The organism is Paenibacillus marchantiophytorum, assembly GCF_014640555.1.
Classification (GTDB): Bacteria; Bacillota; Bacilli; order Paenibacillales; family NBRC-103111; genus Paenibacillus_E; species Paenibacillus_E marchantiophytorum.
Genome location: NZ_BMHE01000015.1, coordinates 107,321 through 133,260, shown reverse-complemented (window position 1 = coordinate 133,260; position 25,940 = coordinate 107,321). Strand labels below are relative to the sequence as shown.

Here is a 25,940-nt window from a genome sequence, read left to right as displayed (position 1 = left end):
TGTCTCCTTCGAGTAGGCATATTCTACCAAAACTTTCTTAGTCACAAGAAGTCGGCGGTTCTTCTGTACCTGCTTCAACATTGATCTTATCGGAAATGGTATCCCGGATCACGGACATGACCAGTTGCAATAAATAATTGATATCATCTTGCGTTTGTTTGAATTCATTGACGATTGGAATGCCATCCAATTCATCTTGCAGAACTTCAATTTCGGTTTCAATCTTATCAACCATTTTTGCATTTTGAAACGTTTGGAAAGCAACGATTTCTTTCTGTTTCTTCTTAATAGCACTAATCAATACTTGAATATCAGGATTGGTGGCGATTTGTTTCTCCGCTTTTTGATAGAACTGAACTTCGTTTGAAGTTGTTAACAAATTCGCCAGTTCCTTAGCTTTGGACAAAATATCTTCGCGTACAATCATTTCTGTATTTGTAAACTCCTCAACTTTGAAAGCATGAGGTTGGTTATCATGATGATCATGGTCACATTGAGACATCTGAGCACACTCCTGTTCGTTTAACTTGCTATTAAATAGACATTTTCAAAGGTTTGCTGACAATCTCACCTTTTAGAATCCACGTTTGCGCATGTGTCACATGGACTTCAACCATACGACCAATGAGATCACTTGAACCCGTGAAATGGATCAATTTATTCGTCCGTGTCCGACCTGCCAAGACATCTGGGTTGTTCTTGCTTTCACCTTCAACGAGAACTTCTACAGTTTGGCCCAGCAGCTTGTCATTGCTCGCTTTACTATGCGTGTTCACTAGCTCATTCAGGCGATATAACCGTTGTTTCTTAACTTCCATCGGCACATTGTCTTCCATGCCAGCCGCAGGCGTTCCTTCCCGAGGGGAGTAAATAAACGTAAAGGCGAAATCGAAACCTACTTCCTCATACAGCGACATGGTTTCATCAAACTGCTCGTCAGTTTCCCCTGGGAAACCAACGATAATATCTGTTGTCAGAACAACGTCTGGCAGCGTTTCTTTAATTTTACGAGCAAGAGTTAAGTAATGATCTCTGGAGTACTTGCGGCTCATCCGTTTAAGCACTTCACTACTGCCTGCTTGTACGGGCAAATGAATATGTTCGACCAAATTCCCGCGTTTTCCTAAAACTTCGATCAACTGATCGTCGAAATCACGTGGATGCGAAGTCGTGAATCGAATGCGCGGGACATCAATTTTGCGAATATCGTCCATCAGTTGAGCAAAAGAATACGTAATATCTTCAAAGTCTTTGCCATAAGCATTGACATTCTGTCCAAGTAAGGTGATTTCTTGAAACCCTTGGCGAGCCAAGTCTCTAACTTCAGCCAATACGTCCTGCGGTCGGCGGCTTCTCTCTTTACCGCGTGTATACGGTACAATACAGTAGGTACAGAACTTATCACAGCCGTACATAATATTGACCCAAGCGCGTATTCCTTCCCGCTTCTTAGGTAAGTTCTCAACGATGTCGCCTTCTTTGGACCATACCTCTACAACCATTTCCTTGTTAAAGAAGGCATCCTTCAACAAAGCAGGCAATCGATGAATATTGTGCGTACCAAAGATCAAATCAACAAAAGCATGCTTTTGCATGATTCGATTGACAACAGCTTCTTCTTGCGACATGCATCCGCAAACACCAAGCACCAAACCTGGTTTCTGCGCTTTCAAAGCTTTCAAATGTCCTAACTCGCCGAACACCTTGTCTTCCGCATTTTCCCGAATCGCACAAGTGTTCAACAAGATCACATCTGCTTGATTTTTATCCTCGGTCGTTTGATAGCCCATTTGCTCAAGCAGGCCCTTCATCACTTCTGTATCGTGCTCATTCATCTGGCATCCGTAAGTGCGAATTAAATAATATTTATCTTTGCCGAACTCCTGCATCTCCTCAGGAATCATGAAATCATAATGAACGGCGATCTCTTCTTTTCCGCGCTTCTTAGCATCTGTCAGTGAAGGAGGCTGAAAATATTGGGAATAATCCTTATCGGATTTCACTTGGTTAGCCACTTTCGTTCCTCCTAAGAGTTTTGCTTGTGAAAACTTGCTTTATTTACAAATAAATACGCAACTTTTATTATAGCATCTCAAGCCTACTTAGCACAAAAGGAAATTACCATCTGTCTGAAAACGTGGTACCCAAGGACTAATCAAGCAGCTCGGCTAGATCTCCTGTTTTTACACCTGCTGCATTTCCCTCGTCCGTATCAATATGCATATCCAAGGCATATTGATCTGATACACGTGCAATAACATTCTCTAATACTAATGGGCGCTCCCCATTCATTCTAACGCGCAGCATTTGTTTATCCTTAATGCCCCATTTGTCTGCATCGGAGGTATGGAAGTGAATATGCCGAGCTGCAACGATAACCCCTTTCTCCAGCTCTACCTCACCTTTTGGACCAATTACGCGAAGCCCAGGTGTGTCTTCTATGTATCCTGATTCCCTAACTGGGGGTTTGATGCCGAGTGAAAAAGAATCCGTCCGGGAAATCTCAATTTGCGTATTTGTGCGGGCAGGACCAAGAATTCGCACTTTCTCAAATTTACCTTTGGGTCCGACGATCGTTACGGTCTCTTCTGCCGCGAATTGTCCTGGTTGGGAAAGATCTTTGAAATGCGTGAGTTCGTAGCCTTCGCCAAATAAAATTTCGATGTGATCTGGAGATACATGTATATGTCGAGCTGATACGCCTACAGGAACAGTTTTCATTGTTATTCATCCTTTATCGTTGATATAGTTGTCAGTATTGCCGCTCAGCAAAAAGGGCATACGGAGTTTCTCCATATGCCCTCAAGTTAGAAAACGTATTATTTAAACTCAGTAAGCATTTTGTTGAAATCCGCTTCTGAAATCTGAAGATTTTGTTTCGAAAGTCCTTCTTTAGCAAAAGTAGGAATGGAATCTTCGTAGCTTTTTTTGTCTTTGTTTTGGTAAATGATACCTGTCAACATGGAGTTTGTTTCCATGATTTTGGTCATTGCCATCACACGGTTCGTGTAATCATAGTCAGGAATTTCATCCAGATCCACGATGTTCTCTTTGAACCAGTCATAAGTGTTTACTTTGTTGAAAGTTACACAAGGACTGAATACGTTGATTAGGGAGAAACCTTTGTGGTTCAAACCAGCTTCGATAACAGCTGTTAACTGTTTCAAGTTACTGGAGAAAGATTGAGCAACGAAAGTTGCACCTGCAGCCATAGCTACTTCTAACGGAGAAATCGCCGATTCGATTGTACCTAGTGGAGTGCTTTTCGTTTTGAAGCCTTCCGCACTACGTGGGGATGCTTGCCCTTTAGTCAAACCGTAGATTTGGTTATCCATTACGATGTAAGTTACATCGATGTTACGACGAATCGCATGAACAGTATGTCCCATACCGATTGCGAAGCCGTCGCCGTCACCGCCGGATGCGATAACTGTCAAGTCACGGTTAGCCATTTTCACACCTTGTGCGATTGGCAATGATCTACCGTGAATCGTATGGAAACCATAAGCATTGATGTAACCGGAGATACGTCCGGAACAACCGATACCGGAAACAATTGCTAACCCTTCAGGCTCTAAACCAACATTAGCAGCTGCACGCTGAATGGCCGCTTGTACGGAGAAATCTCCGCATCCTGGACACCAGTTTGGCTTAACATTGTTGCGAAAGTCTTTTAATGTTGCCATGCTAAAGTCATCTCCTTACATTTTTGTTCAATTTCTGCCGGTAAGAACGGATTACCGTTGTATTTAAGCACATTTTTAATTTTATCCGCATGACCTACATGCAGTTTAATTTGATCAGCTAATTGGCCAGTTGCATTGTTTTCAACAACGATAACCGTTTTTGCTTTTTCAATGTATGGACGCAATTGCTCAGCCGGGAACGGATGAATCAAGCGAACTGTTGCATGGTTCGTTTTGATGCCTTCCAACTCAACGCGGCGGCGAGCTTCGTCAATGGTTCCACCCGTTGAACCCATACCGATAATTAGAAGATCTGGGTTTTCGTGCGTAGCATCCACTTTGATAGCGTCCGTCACTTGAATGTGTTTCAACTTCTCAAGACGTTTATCCATCATGCGTTGACGGTTTTCCGTGCTCTCGGATGGACGACCCGTTTGGTCATGCTCAACCCCAGTAACATGGTGAATACCATTTTTGACGCCTGGAATTATACGTGGTGATACACCGTTTGCAGTGAATTCGTAACGCTTGAACAATTGGTTTGCTTCTTGCTCAGGAGCTTCAGTTACCAATGTTCCGCGGTCAATCACGATGCGGTTGTAATCCAGCATTTCTGCGGATTGTTTACCTAGGGAAAGCTGAAGATCTGTCATCAAGATAACGGGAACTTGATATTTCTCAGCAAGGTTGAACGCTTCAATTGTATCGTAGAAGCACTCTTCAATCGTACTTGGGGACAACACGATTTTGGGAATCTCACCGTGAGTTCCATAAACCATTGCGTTCAAGTCGGACTGTTCCTGTTTGGTTGGAAGACCTGTACTTGGACCACCACGCTGTGTATCTACGATAACAACCGGTGTTTCTGTCATACCTGCAAGGCCAATTGCTTCCATCATCAAGGACAGACCAGGACCAGCAGAAGCTGTCAATGCACGAGCACCAGCGTAGTTAGCGCCAATTGCCATTGTACATGCTGCGATTTCGTCTTCTGTTTGGATTACTGTACCACCGAATTTAGGAAGTGCTTTAATTAAGTACTCCATAACTTCGGATGCTGGTGTAATTGGGTAAGCCGGCATAAAACGGCACCCTGCTGCTACCGCTCCAAGAGCGATTGCATCATTACCGATCATAAACAATTTTTGTTCGCCGTCGGCTGGTTCCAATTGGAAATCAAGGATAGGACCGCCTGCAAGTTCCAGAACGGATTCAGCACCTTTACGAACAGCTTCGATGTTCTTCTCAACAACAGCTGCGCCTTTACGGCCGAACTCTTCTTCAACAGCTTTATTAAACACATCAAGCGGCAAACCGAGCAGTGCCCAAGAAGCACCTGATGCGGCCATGTTCTTAAATAGGGATGTTCCTAGTTCTTCTGCAATTGCAGTAATCGGAACTGGAAACAGACGTGCTTTGATGCCTTCAGGTAATACAGGATTAAATTTAGCGTCTGCTACGATAACCCCATTGTCACGAAGCTCGTGAGCATTGAAATCAATACTTTCTTGGTCGAAAGCAACCAAAATGTCCAAATCGTCTGAAATTGCGCGAATCGGTTTAGTGCTGATGCGAATCTTGTTATTCGTATGTCCCCCCTTAATCCGTGAAGAGAAATGACGGTACCCATACAAATAGTAACCGAGACGGTTCAATGCAGTAGAGAAAATGCGGTCTGTACTTTCGACCCCTTCACCCTGCTGACCTCCGATTTTCCAAGATAACTGACTAATCACCGTACGTCCACTCCTTTTGATTGTAGCTGCATGAAGACATTAATAAGCTAATTGTTTAGTAATGAAGATGATTCAATAAAAATTTTCTTTCACTTGTCAAACAAATTCTATGCCTTTATGGATCAAATTGCAAGGGGTACAAACGATTCTAAAAGATAGAGTTTTTAGATCGAATCCATATCAATATTAGATTGATTATGAAAATTCATTTCGGAAGGTTCTGAAGCATGAAATTGCGCCAATTCCCATACAAAAAAGCTTCAACTTGTGATTCCCTATAGTTTTTACATAAAGCTTCTATTATATTTCCGTATTGTCCGGCATGCCGTAAACCTTTGATCCACTGCTCAATGCCATCAAAATCAGAACCAAACCCTATATGCTGCTCCCCCCCTAAGGCACAAACATAGTCGATATGTTTCAACAAAGCCGAGATCGGGACAGTCATAATAGCGCTATCTACAAAGTAAGGTACGAACGTAATTCCGATGTTGCCCTTACATTGAATGATAGCTTTAATTTGATCGTCTGATAAATTTCTTGGATGGGGACATACTTTCTGAGCATTGGAATGAGAAGCGATGAAGGGTTTGCTGTATATCTCAACTAGTTCCCAGAAAGCCGCTGTAGATAAGTGTGACACATCTACTATTATACCCATAGTTTCTAATTCTTTTAACATCAGTTTCCCTTTTCTTGTGAATCCGCCTTTTCTGGGCTCCATGACGCCGTCTGCTGCCCAATTGGCATAGTTCCAAGTCAAGCCGATGCTTCTAACTCCCAAGTGCTGTAGGATTCGCAAATGCGTCATATTGCCAGCGAGAGCATCTACCCCTTCAAGTGTTAAAATAGCCCCAATCAGGTCCCCGGCCTCTACGATGCGCCAGTCAGCCTCGCTCTGAATAAAATGCATGCCTGGATGCTGAACGACTTGCCGATGAAACACGTCGACCATTTGCAGTATGTGATCAAAGGTAGGTTGTTGAATGGAATCTGACAGATAGATCGCGAAGCATTGCACCTTGACTCCTGCCTGTTTGAGTCTTGGATAACTGACATCAAGTTCCTGTTCTTCTATGCCGAATTGAAGCTTAGGATTCATATACAGTTTCGTGAGCGCATCGCAATGACCATCCATGATTTTGATTTTCATCCAACCTGCCTCCTCTGTTTAGATCCAAACAAAACAAAAACCTCTACCATAGAGGTCTTGTCACTGTCGCATGAGAAATGAGAAAAAAACCTGTCTACAAAGTAAACAGGCGTCGTGCTGTATGTATATTGCCGTACTCTAGCGCGGCTCAACAATTAATTTAATGGCCGTCCGATCTTCCCCGTCAATCACAATATCTGTGAAGGCTGGTACACAAATGAGGTCAACTCCACTAGGCGCCACAAATCCTCTTGCGATAGCTACTGCTTTGATGGCTTGGTTAAGGGCTCCTGCACCAATAGCTTGGAGCTCAGCGGCTCCACGCTCACGCAAAACACCTGCCAATGCACCTGCTACGGAGTTTGGATTGGACTTTGCTGAAACTTTCAATACATCCATGAATAGTACCTCCTCGGGAATGATGGATAGATTCCATTAACCATCATATTCCTCAGGTGGGCCAAACATGTCAGATAACTAAAATTGAAAATTCGAAATTTTCTGACCTGAGATGCTAATCCATAAACACTTGATCTTCATCATATCGAATGAGATTAATGCTTTTGGCTAATCCCGTCTGATCATTGAGCTCAATCACCACAGCATGGAAATGCCATTTCCCTTCATCCGTGACGAAACGCACCGGCAACTGTGTTTTAAATTTCTGCAGTACCGCATTGCGTTCTACGCCGAGAATGCCATCGCGAGGCCCGACCATTCCCACATCCGTTATATAAGCAGTCCCCTGCGGCAAAACGCGATTATCATTCGTTTGAACGTGCGTATGCGTCCCGACGACAGCTGAGGCTTTTCCGTCCAAATGCCAACCCATGGCAATTTTCTCCGAAGTTGCTTCTGCATGAAAATCGACGAAAACGAATTTATGCTTTTTCTTGTCAGCTTCAAGAATCTCATCCACTTTGCGGAACGGGCAATCGATCGGCGGCAAGAACGTCCTTCCTTGCAAATTGATAATTAATAGTTCTTGGTCTTTCACTTTAATGACGGTATGTCCTCTGCCCGGTGTACCCGGTGGAAAGTTCGCAGGTCTAATCATTTTCTCATCACGATCGATAAAATCGAATATTTCTTTTTGATCCCATGTATGATTGCCCATTGTAAGGGCCTGAATGCCCATCTCATAGATTTCTTTGGCAATAGCTGAGGTAATGCCCTTCCCAGCTGCCGCGTTCTCCCCATTGGCAATAAAGACAGCATGAGGATGTGCTTGCTTCAATCTTGGCATAATGTTCTTTAGTGCTTTCCTACCTACGGATCCAACGATATCTCCAATAAATACAATTTTCATAACTTCAATATAGCTCCTTTTCAAACCCTGCATAGTCTCGCGATGATGATTTCAACCATTTGCCTTAAAAATAAGGAAAAGTGGCTATATCAGCCACTTTTCGCATGCTTTCTTATTTAGCGTACTCCACTGCTCTGGTTTCACGAATGACCGTAACCTTAATATGTCCTGGATAATCGAGTTCACCCTCGATTTTTTTGGTAATATCACGGGCTAGACGGAACGCTTCGGTATCATCCACTTTCTCAGGTTGTACCATAACGCGCACTTCACGACCAGCTTGAATGGCGTAAGACTTCTCTACACCCTCAAAGGATTCAGAAATTTCTTCAAGTTTCTCCAGACGCTTAATGTACGTTTCTAGTGTCTCTCTGCGTGCTCCCGGTCTTGCTGCGGACAATGCGTCAGCAGCTCCAACCAGCATTGCGATAACAGAGGTTGCTTCCACGTCACCGTGATGTGAAGCAATACTATTAATAACGACTGGATGCTCCTTGTACTTCTTACCAATCTCAACACCGATTTCCACGTGTGATCCTTCGACCTCGTGGTCAAGTGCCTTACCGATGTCATGAAGCAGCCCGGCACGTTTCGCCAAAGTTACGTCTACCCCGAGCTCCCCGGCCATCAGACCAGCCAGATAAGCTACTTCCATGGAATGTTTCAACACGTTCTGACCGTAACTTGTTCTAAATTTCAGACGTCCCAAAATTTTAATCAAGTCAGGATGCAAACCATGTACGCCAACCTCGAAAGTGGCTTGCTCTCCGTATTCGCGGATACGCTCGTCCACTTCCTTGCGGGATTTCTCAACCATTTCTTCGATCCGTGCTGGATGAATACGTCCATCAGCAACCAGTTTCTCCAAAGAGGTACGAGCAATTTCGCGTCGGATGGGATCAAATCCAGATAAAATAACAGCTTCTGGCGTATCATCAATGATGAGGTCGATACCCGTTAATGTTTCAAGTGCACGAATATTACGTCCTTCACGACCGATAATGCGGCCTTTCATCTCTTCATTAGGCAATGAAACAACGGAAACCGTCGTCTCAGCAACGTGATCTGCCGCGCATCGTTGAATAGCGAGCGTGATGATCTCACGGGCTTTCTTATCGCCTTCTTCTTTGGCTTGTTGTTCAATCTCTTTAATCAACTGTGCCGTTTCGTGACGTACTTCCTGTTCTACGTTGGTGAGGATGATGCTTTTCGCTTCCTCCATTGTAAGACCGGAAATCCGCTCTAACTCCGAAACTTGGCTCTTGTACAGCTGATCAATTTGTGTTTGTGTATCCTCGATCCGCTTCTCTTTGTTGGCAACTTGCTCTTCTTTACGCTCGAGAGATTCTAATTTTTTATCCAGCGATTCCTCTTTTTGCAACAATCGTCTTTCTTGTCGTTGTATTTCATTCCGACGTTCACGAATGTCTTTTTCAGCTTCGGACCTCAGCTTATGCACTTCGTCCTTTGCTTCCAGAACCGTTTCTTTTTTCAGTGCTTCTGCTTCCTTCTTGGCAGATTCTCTAATCTGTTCAGCGGCTGTTTCAGCACTGGAAATTTTCGCTTCTGCAAGAGATTTACGGATAAAATAACCAATCCCTAAGCATGCAGCTCCAACAATGAGAATGATCGCGACCCAGATGAAAGACATCATCTTGTTCACCTCCTCGTTGGTTTCTCCAAGGTGTTAGCCTGGGATTCCGTTCGGTTTTTTAATCCGATTTTTAATTGTTTGGCTAGTCATACATACCCTATGATGAAAAAGAGTATGGCTTTTAAATGAATGCGCACTGTGCGTTAGAGGCACTATAGTGCTAATAATCCATAATCAACAGTGTAAAAATTGGCGGTTTCTACATCTGTTCCCTCAAAATCAATGATAGAAGTATGATTTTGAACAAATTATGAAAATATACACTGTTATTTTATCTTTTGTCGAAGAAGCTTGTCAAGCGAATGTCATGGATTCTCTCACAAGAGTCCCAAACTATGGTTAATGACATTAACTAAACGTCCTTTTAATTAATGACATTAATTATCAAAATTATCATCGATGAAATCAAACTCTTCGTCGTCAGGTTCGCTGCTGACTTGGGCCAAAACCTTGCTAACAATAGATCCTGTATACCCTCGGCGCATCAAAAAGGCGCCTGTTTTTCTTTTGCGATCCATCATTTTGCCTGAGGTTTGCTTCCATTTTGTTTGAGCGAGTTTCATAGCACCCGCAAATTCATCATCAGGATTGATCGTTTCCATTGCATTTTTCACCAATTCCTTATCGATACCTTTTTGTTGAAGTTCCTGACGAACCAAATTCCGACCTTTGCGTTGCGTAATAATCCGACTGTCTGTCCACATTTTCGCAAACTCTTCATCATTGAGATAATTCTGTTCAGCCATCTTCTCACATGCCCAATCGATGACTGCCGCTTCGTAACCCGCTTCTTTCAGCTTGCGTTTAACTTCGATTGCCGAATGAGGGCGACGTCCAATAATACGTATCGCTTTTAGGTACGCACTATTACGTTCTTCATCAATCGTAATTTTTTCAAAATCCTGTTGATTAATAATTTCTCCCTTAACTAATCGATGCTTGATCAAAATATCTTCATGAACCGAGAAGGCGTACTCCTCATTGATAAAAATATTATAGCGATGCCTGCCTTTCTTTTGTTTCTCAACCAGCGTAATTATTGACAATGTTTGCTCTTCATCGCTCATATCCAGCCAACTCCCCTAAAATGAAAAGCACCTTAACCCAAGGTTAAAGGTGCTTTCCTCTATGATTTAAATGTTATTCGAAAGCAACTTCCAATTCATCTTCGTCCTCATCTTCGTTTAGACCAACAACTTTGACTAAATTGCTGTTTTCACGAATTTTCAGCTCAATCGTTTCGGAAATAGCTTTGTTGTCTTTCAAGAATTGCTTCGCATTCTCACGACCTTGACCCAGTCGCTCGCCTTCATACGAGTACCAAGCTCCGCTCTTATTAACGATATCCATCTCTGTACCGATATCAATAATACTGCCTTCGCGTGAAATACCCTCGCCATACATAATATCAACTTCCGCTTGTTTGAATGGAGGCGCTACTTTATTCTTAACGACCTTAATTCTTGTACGGTTACCGACCATGTCATTTCCTTGTTTGATCGTTTCAATACGACGAACATCAAGTCGTACAGAGGAGTAGAACTTCAATGCGCGACCACCCGGCGTTGTCTCTGGGTTACCGAACATGACGCCGACTTTTTCACGCAATTGGTTGATGAAGATCGCAATAACTTTGGACTTGTTAATTGCACCTGAAAGCTTACGAAGAGCTTGAGACATCAAGCGAGCCTGCAAACCAACGTGTGAATCGCCCATCTCGCCTTCAATTTCCGCTTTCGGAACAAGCGCAGCAACCGAGTCAATGACGATGATATCCACTGCGCCACTGCGTACAAGCGCTTCAGCGATCTCTAAAGCTTGCTCACCCGTGTCTGGTTGGGATAATAGAAGCTCATCTATGTTAATACCAAGTTTACTTGCGTAAGAAGGATCCAGGGCATGCTCTGCATCAATAAAGGCAGCTTGTCCGCCAACTCTCTGTACTTCTGCAATCGCGTGAAGGGCTACCGTCGTTTTACCTGAAGATTCCGGACCGTAAACTTCAATAATTCTTCCGCGTGGGAATCCACCTATACCGAGCGCAATATCAAGCGCAAGTGCTCCAGTCGAAATCGTTTCAACTTGCATATGCGTAGACTCTCCCAGTTTCATGATGGAGCCTTTACCGAACTGTTTTTCAATTTGACGTAGTGCATTATCAAGTGCTGCGCGACGATCTGTCAAAACAATCACTTCCTTCTTCTATCATTATAGGTATATGATAACCTGTTTCAGGGTGTTTGCCAAGCATTTTTTCGAACATACATTCGACTTTTTAGCGAACAAACAAAAAACCGCAACAAAGTTATCGCTTTGCTACGGTCCTTCCGTTAACACTTACTCTTATTATAAGCGAACATTATTGATCTTTCAACTGTTTCCATAATTGATAGAGCGCGCTTTTGGCTGCTCTATGTTTGATCGATTCCCGATTGCCCGAAAGCTGCAGCGCAATCACTTGGGTTGGCTTATTTTTTTGCGCGAATCCAATATAGACCAACCCTACCGGCTTGCCTTCTGAAGAGCTTGGACCCGCTACGCCGGTAATCGAGATGCCAAAGTCACTTCCGGTCTTCCCGCTTATATGTTCAGCTAGCAGAACAGCTGTTTCACTGCTCACCGCACCGGGAGCTCCCTCGCCTTCAAGAACTTCCAGCGGAACTGAAAGAAGCTGATGTTTGAGCGCATTTGTATAACAGATGATGCCTCCAAGAAATGGCTGCGAGCTGCCTGGAATTGAAGTTATCAGATCACCCAACAAACCGCCTGTACAGCTTTCCGCAACGGCAAGCGTTAATTTCTTAGCCGCCAACAATTGTACAACGACGGCTTCAATAGGGACGTCATGATTCGCATAGAGATGTTCAGACAATCGACTTCTGATCGCTTCTTCCGTGGATTGCAGCTTTTTCTCGCCTTCTTCAGCCGATTGTGCACGTGTCGTAATACGAATCGTCACTTCGCCTTCTTTGGCGTAGGGAGCAATGGTTGGATCGGTTTGGGCTGCAATCAAATCAAGCAATTGATGTTCCAGATTGGATTCGCCGATGCCGGCAAATTTAAGCATCTTGGAATAAAGAGGCACTTCGTCAGTCATCTTAGTCTGCAGCCAGGGAACTGCATATTTTGAGAACATAGGCTTCATTTCTTTGGGAGGACCTGGCAATAGAATAAAATGGGTCCCTTCGTATGTAAAAGCGATCCCAACGGCTAGCCCCGTTTCGTTATGCAAAGGATCACTGTCCGCCAACATCAATGCTTGTCTTCGATTGCTCTCCACCATATGAATGCCGCGGGATTGGAACATATCCGTTATGGCTGTCATCGATGGTTCATGGATGATCAGTTCACGGCCTACGAACCCGGCCAGCACGTCCTTGGTCAAGTCATCCTGGGTTGGGCCAAGCCCCCCCGTACAAATGACGACGTCCGCTCTGGAAGCCGCTAATTTGAAGGTTTCAAGCAATCTATGTTCATTATCACCGACAACGGTTTGCAAATACACGTCGACACCGATCGCAGCGCATTCACGTGATAGGAATTGTGCGTTGGTGTTCACGATTTGACCAAGCAATAGTTCAGTTCCAATAGCGACAATTTCAGCTTTCATTTCAAATTCCTCCTTTAAATAAGAAAACCTCTATAGCGGCTGTTCAAAGAAGAGCGACCGCATGTAGAGGTAGGTTTTATCGCCAATAGGTTGCCCTATTATGCTTTTTCTGAAAAGTCTATGACGTGTTTATTCTTCACAAAGTACTCAATTCCTGAGTAGACCGTAATAATCGCTGCTGCCCAACTAGCTATAACATCAAAGGGGAAGTGCAGAAACGTAAACGGAAAATTATTGATAAGCAGTGCAATGATGGCCGTAATCTGTGCAGCCGTCTTTGCCTTTCCCCATTTGCTTGCAGCCATGACTGTGCCTTCCAATAGAGCAATTTGGCGAAGTCCGGTAACTGCCCATTCTCTACTGATAATCACAATGACAATCCAAGCATCTACTTTATCCATTTCAACTAAAGAAACGAGTACAGCTGTAACAAGCAGCTTATCCGCGAGCGGATCTAACAGCTTGCCTAAGTTAGTTACAAGATTACGTTTTCTAGCTATGTAACCATCTAAACTATCGGTACTCGCTGCAATAATGAAAATTAAGGCAGCAATAATTTGATTGTACGTAATACTGAATTCCTCAATCCGTATATGTGGAAATTTCACCTTGATCAACAAGAAAAACATGATGATAGGTACTAATAAAATCCTCGCCACGGTGATGCGATTGGCTAGGTTCATGCAATAACCTCCCCTGATAAATCAAACTCATAGGAGTGGGTAATGCGAACTTTGGCCATCTCGCCAATATTCAGCTTCGCGTTAGAAACGAATACTTCGCCATCAATCTCGGGAGCGTCAAACTGGGAACGGCCAATATAGACATCGCTTCTGCCATCGTATCTTTCAATCAGCACATCAATTTCTTGACCGATACGGCGTCCGCCGCGTATATTCGAAATTTCACGTTGAATTTCCATTATGGAGTTCGCGCGATATTCTTTCACATCTTCCGGAACTTGATCCGGCAAACGTGCTGCTGGCGTATCGTCTTCCTTGGAGTAAGCAAATACACCCAGACGATCGAATTGTACGTCGCTTACGAATTTCTTTAAGTTTTCGAAATCTTCCTCCGTTTCCCCTGGGAAACCAACAATCAGCGATGTGCGCAGCGCGACATCAGGAATAGCCTCACGGATTTTGCGGACCAACTCACGCGTATCTTTCTGGCGACCTGGTCTTCTCATCCGCTTAAGGATCGAATCTTCACTGTGTTGCAGCGGCATATCGATATACTTGCAGATCTTGGGATTAGACGCCATGACTTCAATCAGCTCGTCGCTAAAGAATCCAGGATACGCATAATGCAGTCTTACCCACTCAATACCTTCTACTTCGCTGACTTTATTCAATAAGGTAGGCAGCATAAAGCTATCATAAAGATCGGTACCGTAGTTCGTGGAATCTTGTGCAATAAGACTAATTTCCTTAACGCCTTGTGCAGCCAAATTAGCCACTTCCGCAACGACAGACTCCATGCTTCTGCTTTTGAAGGCACCGCGCATAATCGGAATACTGCAAAACGTACAAGCATTGTCGCATCCCTCTGCGATTTTCACATAGGCTGTATAGCGCGGTGTTGCCACGAGTCTTGGCAGATCCGCATCATAATTAAATACCGGATTCCCCACTAGAACCGGTTTCTTGCCGCGCAGAGCTTCATCTACGATATGATTGATTTTATCAAAATCACCAGTACCAACGATGCCATCTATTTCTGGCATTTCGTCCATTAGCTGCTTCTTGTAGCGCTGAGTTAAACAGCCTGAAACGATAAGCGCTTTGAGATTCGCGGTTTGTTTCAGTTCTGCCATATCCAAAATTGTATTTACGGATTCTTCTTTTGCTGCATCAATGAACCCGCAAGTGTTCACGATAATGACGGTAGCGTCTTCCTTGTTGTCCACAAGTTGAAAACCACGTCCATGTATTAATCCAGCCATAATCTCGGAATCAACCATATTCTTTTCGCATCCGAGGGTTACTACTTTAACCTTTTCTGTCATGAATGAAACAACCTCCAATAGTCCTAAAAAACGCTCCTTACCAGTATAATACAAGCCCTATAGGGTGTCAAAATGTAAAAACCCCCTATAACTAGGGGGTTTTAAACAATTGCCGCTCATATGTACGCTTATTTCATATTGACAAATTGTAAATCAAGAGGGATGTCCGCTTTGCGTAACAGCGCAATAACGGCTTGCAAATCATCACGACTCTTCCCTGTTACGCGAATTTGATCCCCTTGAATTTGCGTTTTGACCTTTAATTTGGAATCGCGAATCAAGATGTTTATCTTTTTGGAATTATCCTGATCTACACCCTGTTTCATGCTGATTTTCTGTCTAACCGTTTGACCAGCAGCCGGCTCAACTTTGCTGTACTCCAGATTTTTGATCGAAATTCCGCGCTTCGTCATTTTGGCATGCATAATATCGAGGACATTCTGCAGTTTAAACTCATCATCGGAAGTGACTACCAACTGATCTTTATCCAGCTTAATGCTGCTCTTGCTGCCTTTAAAATCAAAACGGGTAAGCATTTCTTTCTCCGCCTGCTGAATCGCATTGTTCAGTTCCTGCATATCCACCTTAGAAACAATATCAAACGAACTTTCTGTACTCATCGTAGACAAACATCCTTTCCATCAAATTACATTAGCATTATAGCAAGAAGCCAAAAAAAAAGAAACATCCTGCAGCCCTTGGCCTAGGATGTCTTTGTTGGGCAATCATTACCCGGGAAAGCGCAGGAAGCGCCAAAATGCTAGTTTTTTTGCAAATTGAGCTGGACGCGTTTAGGGTTTGGCGTGTCACCGACAGGTACAACCGTGCCGTTCACGCTAAGCTCCACTGCGCTAGCAGCACCAACATTGAGATAAGCAGAAGTTGCGATGTCAAATGTATCGGTATCCCCGGCTTTGTAAAGCTTCTGTCTAAGCATATCTTTGCCGCCTTCTGTCAAGGAATCGACACGAATCCAACAAGATCCTGTAATCTTCAATTGAATATTCAAATTTGCAGTGCCCGTAATGATGTAATTGTCTACACCCTTCTCATTACTACTGAACTTCACTTGTACGGCAGATGGAGTCGGAGTCGGAGATGGTGTTGCAGTCGAAAGAGGTGCCACTTTACCATCACTGGATGCAGTTGTAGAATTCGTGGAGTTCGTGCCTGCCGCAGGACTTGTTGAGTTTGTTATTTTCGAAGACTGCGTTTGAGCAGGCTTTTCGTCCGCAGGCGTCCCTTTATAATTCTTATATGTATAATAGTAGACGATCCCAAAAATTAACAGAATAAAGCAGATAAACATGACGCTAGAGGCCCAACGGCTTAATTTCTCCGTATTGCGAACGCTCGTTCTGTTCTTGCGTATATTTTCTACTACAGGCTTCTCTGTTACCGGGGATGGATTCGTCGATTGATACATGTTCAGCACTTCGGTCGGATCAAGACCTACTGCTTCCGCATAGCTCTTAATGAAAGCTCGCACATAAAAGCTGCCAGGCAGTACCTTGTAATTTCCTTCTTCAATAGCTTCTAAGTACCGTTTGCGAATTTTTGTGACTTCTTGAAGATCATCGAGCGATATCTTTTTTTCCAATCGTGTTTTGCGTAAAATGAATCCTAGATCAGACATATGGTCACCTCCCCGTAGGCTTTATATTAGTTAATGACGTTTATAATCTTAAAAAGGTTCGGACGTATACGTAAATGAGTCGTAATTAATTTCCTCATCCGGACTATTTCGCAGCTCAATAATATAATCAAAGTGATTATATGTGTATTCAGATTCACGGATGAATATATCTGGATGCTCAATCACCTTCGTAGATGGCATGCCCATGATATCCTGCAATAGGCTGTAGTGCTTCTCATTGGAACGAATGGTCGAGACGATGCCATCGATGATATAGACATTATTAGGGGTCATTTCATCCTCGGACAGTTGACTGCGAACGGTTTGTCTCAACAACGTTGAAGACACGAACGTCCAGCGCTTATTGGCGCAGACACTTCCAGCAATAATGGACTCGGTTTTACCTACACGCGGCATCCCTCTGAGACCGACTACTTGGTTGCCTTCCCGTTTGAAAATTTCACCTAAGAAATCTACGAGCAGCCCCAATTCATCCCTTGTAAAACGAAACGTTTTGCGATCATCGGAATCGCGTTCAATATATCGGCCATGACGAACTGCCAAAATATCAACCAATTTAGGCGGTCTTAATGCCGTAATAGTAATATTATCTACTTTTCTCAACATTTTACCCATTAAGTCAATTTTTTCTTCATCATTGGTTTGAAGCAACATGCCACGGGTGCGATCTTCCACCCCATTGATCGTCACGATATTAATATCCAGCATCCCCATTAAGGAAGCAATGTCCCCTAGCAAACCAGGACGGTTCTTATGAATCTTGTACTCCATATACCACTCTTTAACGTCCAATCGTTCCACCTCATCACCATATCTGTAACAAATGTATGTTACCCATGTTATATAATTTCTACAATTTTCGTCAAAATCCTTCTAAAGACTCATGCAAATCACAAAATTATTTGATTTTTAGTTCTAAAAGCTCTTTCTCACTGTAAGGAAAGCTGCCTTTCTGCCATCCATGATTCGTCATCATCGCTAACCGGTTGTTCAAAATTTCAATCCAGTTGAGTTCAGCTGATAAAGCGTTCGAAATATCCAAGACAGAGACACCTAATGTTTTCGCTTTTTGTACTTGGGCTTCTGTTACAGGCGTGTAAAAGATAACCCAATTAGCGAAATGCTGCTTCGTCTGAAAGGATAATTGCTGAAACCACTGGTCATTGTTGTCCAGCAGCACAATATGATCCGCTTCCTCAGAAGGAGCCCACACGGATGGTATGGGACGATCACTGCGCGTCACCCATTCAACGGTTGCCTTCTGCGCCAATAGATCTTGAATTCGCTTCGTTTTCAAATTCTCAACCTGCTGTGCATCGATTTGCCATGTGGAGGCTTGGTCGCTTACAGTGCTTACGCTTCCATTGCTGTCTAGCTGACTCTGTAACAATGTCCATTTCCCTGTTGTTAGACCTTGAGCAATCAACCCATTGGCCGGCCCGATTAGTTCATTCCCAATGACATATATGTAATCATATGTGTTTGCTTTCAGCTTGGCGCCAACACTATCATCTAGGCTGTTCACATCTTTGATCCAATCAAAAGCGATAAAATGTTCACCTCTCCAATTAAGCAATGCTTGGCCAATTGACTGCTTGGCTGCATCCGATAAACGGGGGCTGGAGAGCATTAAGACGGACACTTTCTTGTCCATAACGTCCTGTTTAATGACAGGAATCCCCCGATTTCCACAGCCTGTAACGATCAATATGAAAAGTATGAACAAGAGCATAAACTGTTTGTTAACCATGCCATTCGTTTCCTTTCTACCTTTGAAAGCATGCAAAAGCCTCCGAAAGAGGAGGCTTTCACATAGTACCTTATTGAATTGTAAAACGGTTATTAACCTTTGTCTACTAATTTTACCATGAGTCGGGCAATCGTCCGTTTTTCTTGCTCATCCCCTGCATCCCATAGCTCCTTGAGCACTCGTTCTTGCTCATTTCCAGGATCTACTTTATCAGATAAGAATTCACCGATTTGAAAAGCGAGCTTGGAAATCGTTTCCTCACTCATCCCTGCATGCCCCGCTTGACTCACACGTTCAGCAAGAAACTCTTTCCACTTATCAAATACTTTAAGAACTGTACCCATTGTAAGAAGCCTCCTTTGAGTTATGAGAAATGGTCATTACATACGTAATATTCGCTTCCCGCTCAATAATTATGCACAAGGCTTCTTCGCGTAAACTTAGGTTAGCCATCCACCATTTGGACTGATAATTTGCCCAGTAATATAACCAGACTCCGGCAGGGCCAAGAAATAGACAAGAGAAGCTACTTCATCTGGCAATGCAAACCGACCCACTGGAATTTCATTCTCAATGGCTTCCCGCTCCTCAGGTTGAAAACCAGCCATCATTTCCGTATGCACAGCACCAGGGGCTACGGCATTCACTGTAACGCCTGACGGTGCCAACTCCTTCGCTAAAGCTTTGGTAAAGGCGTTGAGTCCTCCTTTGGCTGTTGAATAAACAACTTCACAGGAAGCACCAGAAATGCCCCAGATGGATGATACATTGATAATCCGGCCATACTTCTGCTTCACCATGGCTCCCATAAAGGTTTGCGTACACAGAAAAGCACCTTTGAGATTCACACCCATGACGGTGTCCCAATCCTCTTCGGTTACGTCAGCCAACATGCCATATAAGGAAATTCCCGCATTGTTCACGACAATATCAGGGATCATGCTTTTTTGTTCAAGTATTTCCTGCATTTTATAAATTTGATCTCGTGATTTCACATCTGCAGAAACGGTCATTACTTTCGCGCCGTGTTTCATACAGGACCTCGCTACTTCATTCGCCGCTTCATGTGATTCACGATAATGAATAACGACATTCATGCCTACCGCGGCGAAGCGTTCAGCAATTGCAGCACCGATCCCTCTGCTTGCGCCAGTCACAAGAACCGTTTGTTCACTAAAGGGTTTACTTGGTGTTAAGATCACGTCACATCACGACTTTTTACGATAGAAACAGCTAGTTTGCTCCAGTCAAAATGATCGCGGAAGCGCTGATTCACATCATCCAATGTAATCTGCTCGTAGACCGGCAAAATATCAAACAAATCGATGTCTTTGAACCGATATTTCGTAAATTCATTGGCAATCGATTCCGGAGAGTTCATCATCCGCAGGAAATTACCGATTTTCTTTTTGCGGCTCCGCTCAAAGGTAACCTGATCCAAGCCAGCATCTTTGCGCTTTTCGATTTCTTCGCGAATTCGTGCAACGAGCCCCTCTGGATCTTTGGTATCACCGCCAAGTATGGAGAACGCGTAACCTTCACTGCAGTTAAATTCATGACCGAAATTATCTGAAATCAATTGCTCATCATACAACGCCTGATAGATCTCCGAGCTAGAACTGAAGAGTACGTCCAGCATGAGCTTGGTTGTAAGCTCTCTGACCAGAAGTTCCTTGCCTATTACGGCAGGCGCAGCTTCCTTGAAGCCCATTAGACACTTAGGCATCGATACAGGCAAGTTGATAATTCGGCGGGCTTCGTTCACGTCAAGCGGTTCGTCCGGAAAAAACCGTTCGATACTTCCTTGTGGCGGAAAGCTTTTGGCAGCTTGATTGGCTTTGACTAGGGAGAGAACTTCCTGAGCGTCCACCCCGCCTACGACAAACAAACTCATATTGCTCGGATGATAAAAGGTGTGATAACACTCATACAGTGTTTCTTTGGTGATTTCGGCTATCGACGCTACGGTTCCAGCAATATCAATATGAATGGGATGTTTCGCGTAGAGAGATTCAATCAAACCGTAATAACTTCTCCAGTCCGCATTATCCTCGTACATTTTGATTTCCTGACCGATGATCCCCTTTTCTTTCTCCACATTTTCATCTGTAAAATAAGGGTTTTGAACAAAATTAATTAATGTCGTTAAGTTTTCTAAATAATGATCGGTGGACGAGAACAAATACGCTGTTCGATCAAAACTTGTAAAGGCATTCGCAGAAGCCCCATTGGAAGCAAAGGTAGCAAAGATATCACCTTCTGGTTCTTCAAACATTTTGTGCTCCAAGAAATGAGCTATGCCATCCGGAACTCGAACCGCATCTTTGCCAGTAACTTGAAAATAATTATCGATCGAACCGTATTGGGTCGTGAATGTAGCATATGTTTTCTGAAAACCTTCCTTAGGAAGAACAAACACATGTAGCCCGTTATCAAGCTTTTCGTGATATATGGTTTCACCCAAGTGTGGATAAGGAATTACCTGCATGGTCTACTCTCCCTTCTGGTCCCGCAAAAAGTAAATCGTGTCCAACTGAACACGTTTGGCAGCTTCAGCAATTGCCGGCACATCAACCTGCTCCACAGCTTCGATCAATCCAGAAACCGAACGTTCTTTTCCGGATAAAATCGCATTGAAATCAAATGAAATAAGTTCGAAAGCGGAGTCTTGAATTTCACGCAGCTGATTGGAAATCATCGCTTTGGTTTGACTCATTTCAGTGTCATTAATCTCACCTTGCTCCATGGCGGAAAGCTGTTTACGGATAATATCAACCGCTTTCTCATAGTTGGCCATTTCAATCCCGGATTGAATAGTCAAAATACCTTTATGGCCATCAAAACGCGAAGAAGCATAATAAGCAAGACTCGCCTTTTCACGAACATTTATAAACAGTTTGGAGTGCGGATAACCGCCCAAAACACCGTTATACATAAGCGCAACCGGATACTTGTCATCCCGATAGGAAAGATTTGTGCGTAAGCCTAAGTTCAATTTGCCTTGATTGACATCCAGTCGTTCAACAATTGTCTTCACTTCACCGCTTGCACCGCGGGGTTCTGAAGTGAGGTAACTGACATCTTCCTTGCGGTCAATGGCGAATGCCCCTTTTACAATATCTTCTACCTCGGTCAAGGTTGTATTTCCCACGACATAGATATCGATCGGAGCGGTTTGCAGCCACACTCTATATTGTTCGTAGAGCTGCTCCGAATTAATGCGGTCAAGGTCGGAAATTTTGCCGAGCGGATGAAGGCGGTATGGCTCATCGGCGCACATTTCTTCCATACAGCGCTCTGCCGCGTAACGAATTTTATCATTAATGACGGATTCAATTCGCTTTTGGAGCGTCTGTTTCTCTGAATCAACATACTTCTGGCGGAAATGACCATTTTCCGTGGCCGGTTTCGTTAATGTTTCCCCAACAAAGTCCAATCCTTGCTGTAATAAGGACTGCGCAGACTTCACGAATCGATCGTTGATAATATCCATGCGCAGCTGTACGATTTGATAATCGCCCCGCTTATAAATATCAAAGCCAAAACCAGCTCCGTAGAGATCATCCAAATGCTCGCGAAATTGCTTCGTTTCCGGGCGCAGCGCAGTTCCTCTGCGCAGGACAAACGGTGTCAAAGCCGTATTCGTAACTGTCTCTTCCCCTAAGGGACGGCCTATGTACACTGAAATCGCAAATGTCTTGAATCGATCTGTGGGAAGTACATGCAATCGAATATGATTCCAAGTACGACGCTCAAATTGTATATGCTCCAAAGGTCTGTCTCCCTTCTATGTCCGTGATATCATCCATTATATTCCTATACGAAGAGGAGAAGCAACCAAAGCTGGTTCCTTCTCCTTGTCCGCTTCTAAATTATTTGCAAAAAATATGCTTTCCGATATTCTTCACTTGCGGTCTGCTCCAAATCCATTTCGAGGTGGCCGTTGCTGGATTGAAATAATAGATACAACCCCCTGTTGGATCCCATCCGTTCAAAGCATCCTTAACGGCCTTCTTCGTTGATTCACTTGGTGTAAGCCAGATTTGTCCATCTGCCACGGCAGTGAACGCCCCTGGTTGAAAGATAACACCGGATACCGTATTGGGAAAACTGGCCGATTTCACCCGATTCAGGATAACCGCAGCTACCGCAACTTGACCCACATAAGGTTCTCCGCGCGCCTCGCCATTAACTGCATTAGCCATGAGATTAATATCTTGTTCGGATAGTCCCAGGTTGTTCGAGGGGGTCAAATTCGCGGGCTTTTGATCCGTGGTGACTTTCTCACTTTCGTTATTCCCAGAACCACCGGTTGCTGGAGGCGCGGTAGGCTTCCAATTCTTCGTCGCTTCCCATAACCTGAGTTTTGTTTTGGCTCCAACAATGCCATCCACTGTCATCCCAAATTCGCCTTGGAATCGTTTGACCGCCGTCAACGTCTTATACCCATAATCTCCGTCTATACTGCCATTATAAAAGCCAATGAACTTCAATCGACCTTGCAGCTCGTTGACATCGGATCCAGTGGCACCATAACGGATTTCATTTTTACTGAACGTTTCTTCGGCAGGCGGATTAAACTTTCCTTTTAACTGAAAAGCGACAACAAGTACGAAAACAATACAAAAGGTAAGTACGATTAGTCGTTTATTCATTCCCCTTCTCAACCTCACTTTTCAAATTACAGCCTTTTCTTGCTTATTATGAGAAAGGGAGTCGCTGTTTATGCAAATAAAAACACTCTCCTGAGGAGAGTGCTTGTTCAAATCCTTATTTCTGTTACGAACTTATCCGATTATGTTGATATTGTTCTATGGACATTAGCACCTCACGAGGCTTACTTCCCTCATAGGGACCTACGACACCTTTGGCTTCCATCGAATCAACCAGTCTTGCGGCACGGGTGTAGCCGACTCTCATCCGGCGCTGCAGCAGCGATACGGATGCTTGCTTGGCTTCCAGGACGATTTGAACAGCTTGATCATAAAGTTCATCCTCGAACTCATTCTGCTGATCTGGCATTTCTTCTACGTGCGGAACCATTTCTTCTTGATAATTAGCTTGTTCCTGTGTACGTACAAAGCCCACGACATGTTCAACCTCTTGATCTGATAAAAAGGCCCCTTGCACACGAACTGGCTTGGAAGCACCTACAGGCAAGTAAAGCATGTCCCCTCGGCCTAACAGTTTCTCCGCGCCAACCATATCCAAGATTGTTCGTGAATCCACTTGAGACGATACGCCAAAAGCAATACGGGAAGGAATATTGGCTTTAATGACCCCTGTAATAACGTCAACAGACGGTCTCTGCGTGGCAATAATTAAATGTATGCCTGCCGCACGGGCCATTTGGGCTAGACGACAGATCGAATCCTCAACATCGTTCGCAGCGACCATCATCAAGTCCGCTAACTCATCTACGATGACGACATAGTAAGGAAGCGGTGGTGCAGTGCCGCTCTCTATGAGCATGGTATTGTAGCCCTCAATATTGCGCGTTCCGCTCTTCGAGAACAGCTCATAGCGCTTCTCCATCTCAACGACGACTTTTTTGAGCGCCAGCGACGCTCTACGAGGATCTGTTACAACCGGTGCTAGCAGATGCGGTATCCCATTATACACATTTAATTCAACCATCTTAGGGTCAATCATAAGAAACTTGACTTCATTCGGTTTGGCTTTGTATAAAATACTCGTAATAATCCCGTTAATACACACGGATTTTCCTGAACCTGTGGCCCCTGCTACGAGTAGATGAGGCATTCTTGCCAGATTGCCCACAATAGGTTGTCCAGAAATATCCCTTCCCAAAACGACAGATAATCGTGAACTGGATTCCTGAAAAGCGGACGTTTCCATGACTTCTCGCATTGTCACGACAGAAACCTCTAAATTCGGCACTTCAATTCCGATCGCGGCTTTGCCGGGAATCGGCGCTTCCATTCGAATATCTTTGGCCGCTAGCGCTAAGGCAATATCATCGGTTAAAGAAACGATTCGACTGACTTTAACCCCGACGTCAGGCTGTATCTCGTAACGAGTTACTGCTGGTCCTCTGACTACCTCAAGCACTTTGGCACGAACACCAAAGCTCTCTAGCGTTGCTTCCAGCTTCCTTGCGTTCGCTTTGTAGTCTGAAATTTCACTGCCTTTGCCTACAGCAGGTTTGGCAAGCAAATCAAGCGAAGGCATTTCATATGGTCGCGTTTGGACAACAGGTACGGCGTCCTGGAATTCCAGCGTCACTGGTTCGTCCCCTGAATCTCCAGTTGCAGCAGCGGATTGAGGCTTAACTGGCTGTGAAGGCGTTATCGGAATCGCAGCGGGCTGGGTAACTGCTTGTTGAGCTTCCTGGAATACCTGCTCCTGAAAATCACGAATAATCGGTGTAACCGGCACATCCTCATCCATTGGTACAGACTCAGCTCTCGCTTCGTTGGACTTATACACAACCTTCTCCGCGGTTTCAGTGGAATCCAGATCATTCGATTCGTTATCGTCACTCACATCGCTCTCACGAACAGCAGCTTTCTTGCGTCCCTCCTTGATAGGTCGAAGCAGTTCCATGAATAATGGAGATTTCTTGGCCTTCTTGACTGGCTGGAAAACCTCTTCATCAAATTCATCATCAACCGGTACGTAAGTAGGCTTCTTAGTCTTTCGCTCACTAACTCCTGCTGTTGCCGTTTGGGGCTGACCCGATTCACGATCCTGCAGCCATTCTTTCATCTTATCTCTGAAATTCTGGCCCACATTACTGAATCTGCCTCGAATGACATTCCCCATATCTATATAAGAAATGCCCGTGGCTAAGATAAAGCCAATCACAAATAACGCATATTGGATTAGCCTTGCTCCCAAATAGTCGAATAAGAAATACAAAATACTATACAAGAATGCGCCAATCATCCCACCGCCGATACCATACTCGAGCGCTGCTTTTCCTGCGTCTGTTGGATGCAATCCTTCCAACATAGCCGTCCAAGTCGACGAGATGACTTTACCAGAGGCAAACCCGCCGTCCGGATACAATTGGGCAAACAAATCGATTTGATTTTTAATCAAAAGTCCCAGAATAAACAGCAAAATGCCTGCTTTCTTGGGTGTTATCATTTCCGGCCAAGCTCTCTTGATCATGGCATACAAAGCCACATATATGAAAATCAGCGGTATTAGCGAATACCACGTTCCCACGAAAAATCGAAAAAGATACACCAAAGAATTCCCAACATGCCCTTGATGCGCAAGTGCAATGACGGAAAAAATCAGGATTAGAATACCATACAACTCGAATAACAAGCTCGTTTTTAATGCCTTGCCTTTTTTCTTGCGTTTCGCCACACTTGTCACCCCCAAGTCCACATTATACCATATTGG

The 25,940-nt window shown here is 44.0% G+C and carries 24 protein-coding genes; all 24 read right to left on the bottom strand.

Annotated elements, in window-relative coordinates; all coding sequences use genetic code 11:
• Positions 1-37 precede the first annotated feature (37 nt).
• Positions 38-502, bottom strand: coding sequence for a YlbF/YmcA family competence regulator (locus tag IEY34_RS16370; protein ID WP_189013025.1), 465 nt, complete (start codon positions 500-502; stop codon positions 38-40).
• Between the two features lie 31 nt (positions 503-533).
• Positions 534-2,015: a tRNA (N6-isopentenyl adenosine(37)-C2)-methylthiotransferase MiaB gene (miaB, locus tag IEY34_RS16365; RefSeq protein ID WP_189013023.1), complete on the bottom strand. Its 1,482-nt coding sequence runs from the start codon at positions 2,013-2,015 to the stop codon at positions 534-536.
• Positions 2,016-2,151: 136 nt separating this feature from the next.
• The gene (pduL, locus tag IEY34_RS16360; protein ID WP_189013021.1) at positions 2,152-2,721 is read right to left on the bottom strand and encodes a phosphate propanoyltransferase; all 570 of its coding nucleotides are present in this window, start codon (positions 2,719-2,721) and stop codon (positions 2,152-2,154) included.
• A 98-nt stretch (positions 2,722-2,819) separates the two neighbouring features.
• Positions 2,820-3,686: a 2-oxoacid:ferredoxin oxidoreductase subunit beta gene (locus tag IEY34_RS16355; RefSeq protein ID WP_189013019.1), complete on the bottom strand. Its 867-nt coding sequence runs from the start codon at positions 3,684-3,686 to the stop codon at positions 2,820-2,822.
• On the bottom strand, positions 3,674-5,422 hold the full coding sequence (locus tag IEY34_RS16350; protein ID WP_189013017.1) for a 2-oxoacid:acceptor oxidoreductase subunit alpha: 1,749 nt from the start codon (positions 5,420-5,422) through the stop codon (positions 3,674-3,676). The genes IEY34_RS16355 and IEY34_RS16350 overlap by 13 nt, the downstream gene beginning before the upstream one ends.
• A gap of 205 nt (positions 5,423-5,627) precedes the next feature.
• Positions 5,628-6,575, bottom strand: coding sequence for a dipeptidase (locus IEY34_RS16345; protein WP_189013015.1), 948 nt, complete (start codon positions 6,573-6,575; stop codon positions 5,628-5,630).
• 138 nt (positions 6,576-6,713) lie between these two features.
• Positions 6,714-6,974, bottom strand: a complete 261-nt coding sequence (locus IEY34_RS16340; RefSeq protein WP_028558349.1) for a stage V sporulation protein S — start codon at positions 6,972-6,974, stop codon at positions 6,714-6,716.
• Positions 6,975-7,089: 115 nt separating this feature from the next.
• A complete protein-coding gene (locus IEY34_RS16335) occupies positions 7,090-7,884 on the bottom strand; it encodes a TIGR00282 family metallophosphoesterase (RefSeq protein ID WP_189013013.1) in 795 nt (264 codons plus the stop codon).
• A gap of 112 nt (positions 7,885-7,996) precedes the next feature.
• The gene (gene rny, locus IEY34_RS16330) at positions 7,997-9,538 is read right to left on the bottom strand and encodes a ribonuclease Y (protein WP_189013011.1); all 1,542 of its coding nucleotides are present in this window, start codon (positions 9,536-9,538) and stop codon (positions 7,997-7,999) included.
• A gap of 377 nt (positions 9,539-9,915) precedes the next feature.
• Positions 9,916-10,605: a regulatory protein RecX gene (locus IEY34_RS16325; protein WP_189013009.1), complete on the bottom strand. Its 690-nt coding sequence runs from the start codon at positions 10,603-10,605 to the stop codon at positions 9,916-9,918.
• A 73-nt stretch (positions 10,606-10,678) separates the two neighbouring features.
• Positions 10,679-11,722, bottom strand: a complete 1,044-nt coding sequence (gene recA, locus IEY34_RS16320) for a recombinase RecA (RefSeq protein ID WP_189013007.1) — start codon at positions 11,720-11,722, stop codon at positions 10,679-10,681.
• 175 nt (positions 11,723-11,897) lie between these two features.
• Positions 11,898-13,148: a competence/damage-inducible protein A gene (locus tag IEY34_RS16315; protein WP_189013005.1), complete on the bottom strand. Its 1,251-nt coding sequence runs from the start codon at positions 13,146-13,148 to the stop codon at positions 11,898-11,900.
• 98 nt (positions 13,149-13,246) lie between these two features.
• Entirely contained in the window at positions 13,247-13,831 is a 585-nt protein-coding gene (gene pgsA, locus IEY34_RS16310) for a CDP-diacylglycerol--glycerol-3-phosphate 3-phosphatidyltransferase (RefSeq protein WP_189013003.1), read from the bottom strand.
• Positions 13,828-15,156, bottom strand: a complete 1,329-nt coding sequence (gene rimO, locus IEY34_RS16305; protein WP_189013001.1) for a 30S ribosomal protein S12 methylthiotransferase RimO — start codon at positions 15,154-15,156, stop codon at positions 13,828-13,830. The genes pgsA and rimO overlap by 4 nt, the downstream gene beginning before the upstream one ends.
• Positions 15,157-15,284: 128 nt before the next feature.
• Positions 15,285-15,776: a YajQ family cyclic di-GMP-binding protein gene (locus IEY34_RS16300; protein ID WP_189012999.1), complete on the bottom strand. Its 492-nt coding sequence runs from the start codon at positions 15,774-15,776 to the stop codon at positions 15,285-15,287.
• A gap of 140 nt (positions 15,777-15,916) precedes the next feature.
• Positions 15,917-16,792 (bottom strand): helix-turn-helix domain-containing protein, encoded by an 876-nt coding sequence (locus IEY34_RS16295; protein WP_189012997.1) that lies wholly within the window; start codon positions 16,790-16,792, stop codon positions 15,917-15,919.
• A 48-nt stretch (positions 16,793-16,840) separates the two neighbouring features.
• Complete coding sequence (locus IEY34_RS16290; RefSeq protein ID WP_373291262.1) at positions 16,841-17,584, bottom strand: DUF3388 domain-containing protein; 744 nt, start codon at positions 17,582-17,584, stop codon at positions 16,841-16,843.
• A gap of 127 nt (positions 17,585-17,711) precedes the next feature.
• Complete coding sequence (locus IEY34_RS16285; protein ID WP_189012995.1) at positions 17,712-18,563, bottom strand: hypothetical protein; 852 nt, start codon at positions 18,561-18,563, stop codon at positions 17,712-17,714.
• 92 nt (positions 18,564-18,655) lie between these two features.
• Entirely contained in the window at positions 18,656-18,907 is a 252-nt protein-coding gene (locus IEY34_RS16280) for a DUF3243 domain-containing protein (protein WP_189012993.1), read from the bottom strand.
• A 96-nt stretch (positions 18,908-19,003) separates the two neighbouring features.
• Positions 19,004-19,765 (bottom strand): elongation factor P 5-aminopentanone reductase, encoded by a 762-nt coding sequence (ymfI, locus tag IEY34_RS16275; protein ID WP_189012991.1) that lies wholly within the window; start codon positions 19,763-19,765, stop codon positions 19,004-19,006.
• Complete coding sequence (gene yfmH / locus IEY34_RS16270; protein ID WP_189012989.1) at positions 19,762-21,051, bottom strand: EF-P 5-aminopentanol modification-associated protein YfmH; 1,290 nt, start codon at positions 21,049-21,051, stop codon at positions 19,762-19,764. The genes ymfI and yfmH overlap by 4 nt, the downstream gene beginning before the upstream one ends.
• Positions 21,052-21,054: 3 nt before the next feature.
• Positions 21,055-22,335 (bottom strand): EF-P 5-aminopentanol modification-associated protein YfmF, encoded by a 1,281-nt coding sequence (gene yfmF / locus IEY34_RS16265; RefSeq protein ID WP_189012987.1) that lies wholly within the window; start codon positions 22,333-22,335, stop codon positions 21,055-21,057.
• 100 nt (positions 22,336-22,435) lie between these two features.
• Positions 22,436-23,218 carry a spore cortex-lytic enzyme gene (gene sleB / locus IEY34_RS16260; RefSeq protein WP_189012985.1) on the bottom strand — a complete coding sequence of 261 codons (783 nt, stop codon included), beginning with the start codon at positions 23,216-23,218 and terminating at the stop codon, positions 22,436-22,438.
• A 124-nt stretch (positions 23,219-23,342) separates the two neighbouring features.
• Positions 23,343-25,904: an FtsK/SpoIIIE family DNA translocase gene (locus IEY34_RS16255; protein ID WP_229757679.1), complete on the bottom strand. Its 2,562-nt coding sequence runs from the start codon at positions 25,902-25,904 to the stop codon at positions 23,343-23,345.
• Positions 25,905-25,940: the final 36 nt, after the last annotated feature.

What these genes read in the sequence shown, in the direction of transcription:
- IEY34_RS16325 (WP_189013009.1), bottom strand. Translation starts at nt 10,605, where the DNA reads ATGAGCGATGAAGAGCAAACATTGTCAATAATTACGCTGGTTGAGAAA.
- IEY34_RS16355 (WP_189013019.1), bottom strand. Translation starts at nt 3,686, where the DNA reads ATGGCAACATTAAAAGACTTTCGCAACAATGTTAAGCCAAACTGGTGT.
- IEY34_RS16315 (WP_189013005.1), bottom strand. Translation starts at nt 13,148, where the DNA reads ATGAAAGCTGAAATTGTCGCTATTGGAACTGAACTATTGCTTGGTCAA.
- rimO (WP_189013001.1), bottom strand. Translation starts at nt 15,156, where the DNA reads ATGACAGAAAAGGTTAAAGTAGTAACCCTCGGATGCGAAAAGAATATG.
- IEY34_RS16370 (WP_189013025.1), bottom strand. Translation starts at nt 502, where the DNA reads ATGTCTCAATGTGACCATGATCATCATGATAACCAACCTCATGCTTTC.
- IEY34_RS16285 (WP_189012995.1), bottom strand. Translation starts at nt 18,563, where the DNA reads ATGGTTAACAAACAGTTTATGCTCTTGTTCATACTTTTCATATTGATC.
- IEY34_RS16345 (WP_189013015.1), bottom strand. Translation starts at nt 6,575, where the DNA reads ATGAAAATCAAAATCATGGATGGTCATTGCGATGCGCTCACGAAACTG.
- IEY34_RS16280 (WP_189012993.1), bottom strand. Translation starts at nt 18,907, where the DNA reads ATGGGTACAGTTCTTAAAGTATTTGATAAGTGGAAAGAGTTTCTTGCT.
- IEY34_RS16300 (WP_189012999.1), bottom strand. Translation starts at nt 15,776, where the DNA reads ATGAGTACAGAAAGTTCGTTTGATATTGTTTCTAAGGTGGATATGCAG.
- IEY34_RS16335 (WP_189013013.1), bottom strand. Translation starts at nt 7,884, where the DNA reads ATGAAAATTGTATTTATTGGAGATATCGTTGGATCCGTAGGTAGGAAA.
- IEY34_RS16290 (WP_373291262.1), bottom strand. Translation starts at nt 17,584, where the DNA reads ATGGAGTACAAGATTCATAAGAACCGTCCTGGTTTGCTAGGGGACATT.
- yfmH (WP_189012989.1), bottom strand. Translation starts at nt 21,051, where the DNA reads ATGCAGGTAATTCCTTATCCACACTTGGGTGAAACCATATATCACGAA.
- pgsA (WP_189013003.1), bottom strand. Translation starts at nt 13,831, where the DNA reads ATGAACCTAGCCAATCGCATCACCGTGGCGAGGATTTTATTAGTACCT.
- pduL (WP_189013021.1), bottom strand. Translation starts at nt 2,721, where the DNA reads ATGAAAACTGTTCCTGTAGGCGTATCAGCTCGACATATACATGTATCT.
- rny (WP_189013011.1), bottom strand. Translation starts at nt 9,538, where the DNA reads ATGATGTCTTTCATCTGGGTCGCGATCATTCTCATTGTTGGAGCTGCA.
- sleB (WP_189012985.1), bottom strand. Translation starts at nt 23,218, where the DNA reads ATGAATAAACGACTAATCGTACTTACCTTTTGTATTGTTTTCGTACTT.
- IEY34_RS16295 (WP_189012997.1), bottom strand. Translation starts at nt 16,792, where the DNA reads ATGTCTGATCTAGGATTCATTTTACGCAAAACACGATTGGAAAAAAAG.
- IEY34_RS16340 (WP_028558349.1), bottom strand. Translation starts at nt 6,974, where the DNA reads ATGGATGTATTGAAAGTTTCAGCAAAGTCCAATCCAAACTCCGTAGCA.